The organism is Lysinibacillus sp. NPDC056232 (assembly GCF_042267565.1).
Lineage (GTDB): Bacteria > Bacillota > Bacilli > Bacillales_A > Planococcaceae > Lysinibacillus.
In genome coordinates this window covers 25,155-31,906 of sequence record NZ_JBHJTF010000050.1, presented here as the reverse complement: position 1 = coordinate 31,906, position 6,752 = coordinate 25,155, and the positions used below count along the sequence as shown (strand labels likewise).

The window sequence follows — 6,752 nt, the reverse complement described above, 5'->3', positions numbered from 1 at the left end:
CCGCGGGTATTCTCCTTGCTTCCGCGGGTATTCTCCTTGCTTCCGCGGGTATTCTCCTTGCTTCCGCGGGTATTTGCCTTGCTTCCGCGGGTATTCTCCTTGCTTCCGCGGGTATTCTCCTTGCTTTCGCGGGTATTCTCCTTGCTTCCGCGGGTATTTGCCTTGCTTCCGCGGGTATTTGCCTTGCTTTCGCGGTATTCTCCTTGCTTCCGCGGGTATTTGCCTTGCTTTCGCGGGTATTCTCCTTGCTTTCACGGACTATTTAAATAGAAAGATTCGACTTATTTTTCCTAAATCGTGTCTAAGCAGCAAATGTATTTATGATGTTGCCAAATAAAAATATATCCTCTTATGACATAATTCCATAATCAACATTAATAACATGGAATGGGAGCTGTCTATCCCTATGAAAGGAGGGTTGTACTTGCTAACTGAGTTACTAACAAAAGATACTATACAACTCGCAGATATTGTAAATACTTGGCAGGAATCTATTCATTTAGCGGCAATTCCACTATTAAAGCACAATAAAATCGAAGAACGCTATATTGAGGCGATGATTCATTCCATTGAAAAGCACGGACCTTATGTAGTCATTACACCAAAAGTAGCGATTCCACATGCACAGCACACAGAAGGCGTCAATGAGCTAGCCATGAGCCTATTAAGCTTACAAAAACCTGTTATGTTTGGACCAGAAAAGCCTGTTTTCTTAATTATTGTCTTAGCGGCCACCGATCATGCGTCGCATCTGCAAGCATTAGTTGACTTAACAAAGATTTTGCAAGAACCCCATCAAATCGACAGCATCATCGCCTGCCAGAATAAAGACGATATTATCAAAGAAATCCAACAAATTGTGGCAAAGGAGTAATCTCGATGAAAATATTAGTAGTGTGCGGGAATGGCCTAGGTAGTAGCTTTATCATGGAATTGAATGTAAAAAAAGCGTTAACTGAACTTGGAAAAGTTGCAGAAGTAACTCATACAGATTTAGCATCTGCCAAGGCAGAGAAAGCGGATGTTTATATTGGCGCAGAAGATATTGTCAATCAATTAGGCGAAGAGAGAGGTCACATTGTTAGTATTATCAATATGATGAGTATTTCTGAAATTAAATCAAAGCTTAAATCTCTGTTATAAAGGATTGAATTTGAATTTCTATGGCTAATTAAAAATTGGATAGGATGAGGTGTTAATATGTTAGATGTTATGATGAATGACATTTTAGGAACACCAGCTATATTAGTCGGCCTATTCGCTTTTGTCGGTTTATTAATCCAAAAAAAGTCAGCTTCAACAGTTCTTTCTGGTACGTTAAAAACGATTATGGGCTTTGTTATACTGGGCGCAGGTGCAAGCGTTTTAATTGGTTCTTTAAATCACTTCAGTAAAATGTTTGATCATGCCTTTAATGTCCAAGGAGTTATCCCAAGTAATGAAGCGATTGTAGCAGCCGCTCAAACTAGTTTCGGAACAGCTACTGCCATGATTATGGTTTTCGGTATGATTATGAACATTTTATTCGCGCGATTTACGCCCTTAAAATATATATTTTTAACTGGTCATCATACATTATTTATGGCGTGTTTAATCGCAGCATCACTCTCAGTCGGCGGTATGAGTGGCACACCTCTTATCATCGTTGGCTCTATAATACTTGGTCTTTGTATGGTCGTATTTCCTGCCATTTTACAACCAACTGTTCGTCAAATAACAGGTAGTGATGATTTTGCTGTCGGTCATTTTGGCAGCATAGGTTATTATGTATCTGCTAAAATTGGGAAGCTCTTTGGAAACAAAGCCAAATCAACGGAAGACATAAAAGTTCCAAAATCTCTAGGTTTTTTAAGGGATACATCTGTAGCTGTGTCCTTAACTATGAGTCTATTTTTTATTATCGTTGCCCTATTCGCAGGTTCATCCTATATTGAGACACAGTTATCTGGCGGTTCGAATTTTATCGTCTTTGCCATTATTCAAGCTATTACTTTTGCCGCTGGTGTCTATATCATTTTGGCTGGAGTGCGAATGCTAATTTCAGAGATTATTCCTGCCTTTAAAGGGATTGCAGATAAACTTGTGCCAAACACAAAGCCTGCATTAGACTGCCCTACAATTTTCCCGTTCGCACCAAATGCAGTTATTATCGGCTTCCTGTTTAGCTTTGTAGCAGGCCTAGTGTCTCTGTTTATTCTTCCCCTCATAGGGCTTAAAGTGATTGTACCTGGTCTTGTACCACATTTCTTCACAGGTGCAGCTGCAGGAGTATTCGGTAATGCAACTGGCGGTAGAGTCGGTTCCATGGTAGGAGCATTTGCCAACGGATTAATTATTAGCTTTATCCCAGCGATTCTACTAATCTTTATGGGTGATATCGGCTACGAAGGAACAACATTTGGCGATTCAGACTTCGGCATTGTAGGTATCATAATTATTAATATATTGAAATTATTTGGTGCAGTTTAATTCATTACTATCGAACGATGGGCCTCGCAAACTCTTTGGATGTTTGCGAGGCTATTTTAATTGCCAGAGAAAACTATTCCTCAGTGATTAGAAAATACCGAGGATGATTTAACCCATTTTCCTGTAGTAAATCGCATAAAGTCTAATAAATAAAAAATCATCGCCTGACACCTGACTTAGAACAGCTTTTTACCTATAAAAATTATACATGCATATGTCATTTCCTCCCTTGCTCAACACTAAGTTCAAACAGGAATAATTTCGCTTCACTTCTTCAAACGCCTGATAACTGTACTGTAAATAGCAATAATTTTACCATCAATGCCACTTACCGCAAATTTATTTTTAAATATTTTTAAAACCACAATCATGGTAGAATACCCATGATAATTCTTATTAGAATCATCATGGGTATTCATTTAAATTCAGTACTTCTTTCATTAACATCACGTCCTGACATTAGGTTTAATATTTGTAAACCATCACTTTTCAGGCCACTTTTAAATTTAAATGGAACTAAAGAGGCAATTCCAATTAAATATGAAAAGATAATATATCCTCTATACAAGTCGGCCCATTCAATATTCCCAAATATCCATATCAGAGTTGCCGACAATAAATTAATTAATGGACCCCCTAAATATAGTAGAATCATTTTTTGAGTAGTTATTTTATTTTCAAACTCAAAATATATCCGCCCAGAAAACCATTCTCTTCTACCTATTTTGAATTTCTTATATTTAAGGAATGAGTCGCCCTCGCCAAATCCGATATAAATAATTTTTCCACCGAATATCTTTACAAAAATTGCATGACCAATTTCGTGAATAATAGTAACAATGGGATAATAAATAATAAAATATGCAATATTGACTAATATAAAATTAATAATAACCTCCCCCTAAGCTTGTATTTCTAATAAACTTTTTATATTCACAACATAATATATTACCTCGATAGTACGAATAATCAGTTTATTACATTTGCCATTAGACTAATGCGATAGACAGCAATTTTGAACTACTCGCTTTTTATTTATAGTGGTTATTAACATCCTATGCTAACTTTTAAAATAATCAAAATCAATATTTGTTGATTTTTCTGCAAATTTTGATAATTTACTAAATTTATGCTCAAAGTCGGCTATTTAAAGCAGAATAAAACCGAAAATTTATTAAAATTATTTGGTGCAGTTTAATTTTAACAATAAGCCTCGCAAACTCTTTGAGTGTTTGCAAGGCTCTTTTAATTGACAAAGAAAAGGGTTAATTTTGCAAAATATATCAACATTTCACAATATCCCCCTACCTTTTTCACTATACATATAGAGAAAATTCATTACAAAACAAACTAAATGCTCATTGCTTAGAAAATATCAAGAATGATTTAAACCCATTTCCCTGTAGTAAATTACAAAAAATCTGATAGTATTTAATGGTAAAATAAAAATTGTCGTCTGACATCTGACTTAGAATAACTATTTGCCGATATAAATCATACATACAATTGGAGGTACTCATATTGAAAAAATTAATGATTGGCTTTTGTTTAATAGCTTTGTTATTAGCAGGCTGTTCAGTTTCTACGCCGGAAAAAGCGCAGGATGACTATAAAATTGGGATCTTACTCTCAGATGCAGGGCTCGGTGATGAATCGTTTAATGACTCGGCTTTTAAAGGGCTTGAGAAAGCACGCGATGAGTTAGGTATTTTATTTGATTATAAAGAGGCGCCTGATGGCAATTACGAAGAGAAGCTAGAGGCACTTGTCGCAGAAAAGTATAACATCATTATTGGTCTTGGCTTCTCTGTACAGGAGGCTTTGGAAAAGACTGCGAAGAAATATCCTGATCAACAATTTGTCCTTATTGACGGGCAATCAGATGTTGCAAATATCACTTCCATCACCTTTAAAGAGCAGGAAGGTAGCTTTTTACTTGGAATGGTTGCAGCAATGACGAGTAAAACTGGAAAAATAGGATTTATTGGTGGCGCAAATGTTCCGGTTATCCATCATTTTGAGAACGGCTTTATTGAGGGAGCTAAATATTATAATCCAAATATCGAAATTATTAGTGAATATGCTGGCTCATTTGATGATACTGAGGTAGGTGCCGCAATCGCAGAACGTTACATAAAGAACAAAGTGGATTTTATTTATCACGCAGCGGGCTTCACAGGCTTTGGTGCCATAAAGAAAGCAGAAGAAATGGGCATATATGCGGCCGGAGTTGATATTGATCAATTTTACATTGCAGAAAAAACTGTCGTAACATCGATGTTAAAAAATGTCGACCAAGCTGTTTTTAAAATGGCTAAAACACTAGATGAGGACGGGAAAATTTCCGAAAAATCGTTTTCATTCGGTTTATCTGATAATGGAGTGGGCCTAGCGGATATACGTGTTATTAAACTTACACCTGAGCAACAGGCTGCTATTGAAAAAGCAAAAGAAGATATTGTTTCGGGTAAAATAAAAGTTACTGCAGAAAAGGGGAACAACCAGTGACACTTCGAAAAAAGTTATTTCTGAACATACTTATACCTATTGTCCTCGCAATGGCTATGATTGGCTTTATTATCGTTCAAACATTTGATATCCAAACAACTGCAGAAGATGATACAGAACTATTACTGGCAGTGAAAGAACTTGAGCAAAGTTTAGTTGTAGCGAGCCAATCACTAAATAATTACACATATTTAGATAGTGAGGCCAATAAAAATGAAGCTCTTTCCATTTTAAAAGAAACGAAAGTAAATTTAGAAAAACTCTCAACGATTGCAAAAGTAGCTGAGCATAAGGCTATCATCAAAAAAATCGAGAATAAATACGACGAGTTAGCAAAAGCTTCAGAAGCAGGGTTCCTTGCTCACAATCGTCCTGAGATAAAAAAACAAGCAATCAGAATATCTGGTATTTTGAATGATATGTATCTACTAAAAAAAGAAACAAATGAATGGTATAAAGAAATGAATGATTTGGCAAAGCAAAAAATTTCTTTCATTACCACAACAACAATAATTGGAAGTATCCTTCTAATTATTGCTACGATCATTTTTTCGTATTTCGCAACGAGAAGAATTACAAATCCAATTAACCGAATTGTGGATTATGCACAATCGGTGGCTGCAGGAAATTTGACAATTGACACCTCTTCCTTCGCTTTTAAAAAAGGCAGTCGAAACGAAGTTGATCAATTAACTGAGAACTTTTCCAAAATGATTGTTAGCTTAAAAAGCACCGTACAATCCATTGATCATGTAGGAAAAAATGTTGGTCTCTTTACAAAGGATGTCACAAGCTATATTGAAACCGTTAACGAAGGCAATAAACAAATTGCTACATCAACAGACGAATTGGCAAAGGGAAGCCTAACGATATCAGAAGATATCCAGTCAACGGCTGTACTTATGAATACGATGACAGATCAGTTTACTACTGTTCAGCAGACAAGTGAACAATCAGCAATAAACGGCAACCAGGCACTTACTGCTGTTCAAAATGGTCGTAGTTCACTAGAAAAGCAATCCTCTATCGCGAAGGATATATCATCCACTTCGATTAACATCAAAGAGGCTGTTACTCAATTCTCTCAATTCACAACAGAAATTGAAGGTGCAGCTAATGCAGTCCATGCTATAGCAGATCAAACAAATCTCTTAGCATTAAATGCTGCCATCGAAGCGGCACGTGCAGGAGAAGCCGGAAAAGGATTTGCCATTGTGGCACAGGAAGTCAAAAAACTATCTCATGAAACCGAAAAAGCAACGGCTTTCATCTCTTCTATGGTTACACATATACAAGATGGCATTACGCTCATTCTTTCTACTGCAGAACATGGACATCAGCTGTCAAAAGAACAATTACAATCGATGACCGATACAGAGAAGTCATTTGAGGTGATTGCTACTCATGTGTTAGACATTAATGACCAGTTACAGCACCTTACCGAGGATATGGAGCAAACAAGCGAAATGAGCCAGCAAATGAACAGTGCCATTGAAAACATTTCAGCAATTACGGAAGAAACCGCAGCAGGAACAGAAGAAATTTCCGCTTCTACCCAAGAGCAGCTACAATCCTTCCAGAAGATTAGTGAAAAGGTATCAGAACTTCAAGACATGACAATTACATTGTCTGTAGAACTTAAAAAATTTAAATTATAAAAATCAGCGCCCCTATTACTACAGACTAATAGGGGCGCTGATTAGCAACTTTTATTAATTACAAGACGTTGGCTTCCGATACGGGCTACTCGCTTTCCTTCCAGCGAGCGTCGAGTG

General features: G+C 36.7%; 7 protein-coding genes. 5 read left to right on the top strand and 2 right to left on the bottom strand.

Going from position 1 to position 6,752, the window contains the following annotated elements; translation table 11 throughout:
• On the bottom strand, window positions 1-255 hold a 255-nt coding region (locus ACFCYJ_RS24255), incomplete at its 3' end, for a hypothetical protein (RefSeq protein WP_376078088.1).
• Window positions 256-424: 169 nt separating this feature from the next.
• On the opposite strand from ACFCYJ_RS24255, the gene ACFCYJ_RS24250 reads away from it, so the two are divergent.
• The 3 genes from ACFCYJ_RS24250 to ACFCYJ_RS24240 are packed head-to-tail and all read left to right on the top strand — an operon-like array spanning window position 425 to window position 2,469.
• Entirely contained in the window at window positions 425-874 is a 450-nt protein-coding gene (locus ACFCYJ_RS24250; protein WP_376078086.1) for a PTS sugar transporter subunit IIA, read from the top strand.
• Window positions 875-879: 5 nt separating this feature from the next.
• Window positions 880-1,143: a PTS sugar transporter subunit IIB gene (locus tag ACFCYJ_RS24245; protein WP_376078083.1), complete on the top strand. Its 264-nt coding sequence runs from the start codon at window positions 880-882 to the stop codon at window positions 1,141-1,143.
• Window positions 1,144-1,200: 57 nt separating this feature from the next.
• On the top strand, window positions 1,201-2,469 hold the full coding sequence (locus ACFCYJ_RS24240) for a PTS ascorbate transporter subunit IIC (protein WP_376078080.1): 1,269 nt from the start codon (window positions 1,201-1,203) through the stop codon (window positions 2,467-2,469).
• A 266-nt stretch (window positions 2,470-2,735) separates the two neighbouring features.
• Here the strand turns inward: ACFCYJ_RS24240 and ACFCYJ_RS24235 are convergent, their stop codons facing one another.
• Window positions 2,736-2,888, bottom strand: coding sequence for a hypothetical protein (locus ACFCYJ_RS24235; RefSeq protein ID WP_376078078.1), 153 nt, complete (start codon window positions 2,886-2,888; stop codon window positions 2,736-2,738).
• Window positions 2,889-3,990: 1,102 nt separating this feature from the next.
• Between ACFCYJ_RS24235 and ACFCYJ_RS24230 the strand changes: the two genes are divergently transcribed.
• A complete protein-coding gene (locus tag ACFCYJ_RS24230; protein ID WP_376078076.1) occupies window positions 3,991-4,977 on the top strand; it encodes a BMP family lipoprotein in 987 nt (328 codons plus the stop codon).
• On the top strand, window positions 4,974-6,635 hold the full coding sequence (locus tag ACFCYJ_RS24225; RefSeq protein ID WP_376078073.1) for a methyl-accepting chemotaxis protein: 1,662 nt from the start codon (window positions 4,974-4,976) through the stop codon (window positions 6,633-6,635). Before ACFCYJ_RS24230 ends, ACFCYJ_RS24225 begins: the two co-directional genes overlap by 4 nt.
• Window positions 6,636-6,752 lie beyond the last annotated feature (117 nt).

Excerpts from the sequence above, each read along its gene's own strand:
- ACFCYJ_RS24240 (WP_376078080.1), top strand. The coding sequence starts at position 1,201 with ATGTTAGATGTTATGATGAATGACATTTTAGGAACACCAGCTATATTA.
- ACFCYJ_RS24235 (WP_376078078.1), bottom strand. The coding sequence starts at position 2,888 with ATGAATACCCATGATGATTCTAATAAGAATTATCATGGGTATTCTACC.
- ACFCYJ_RS24245 (WP_376078083.1), top strand. The coding sequence starts at position 880 with ATGAAAATATTAGTAGTGTGCGGGAATGGCCTAGGTAGTAGCTTTATC.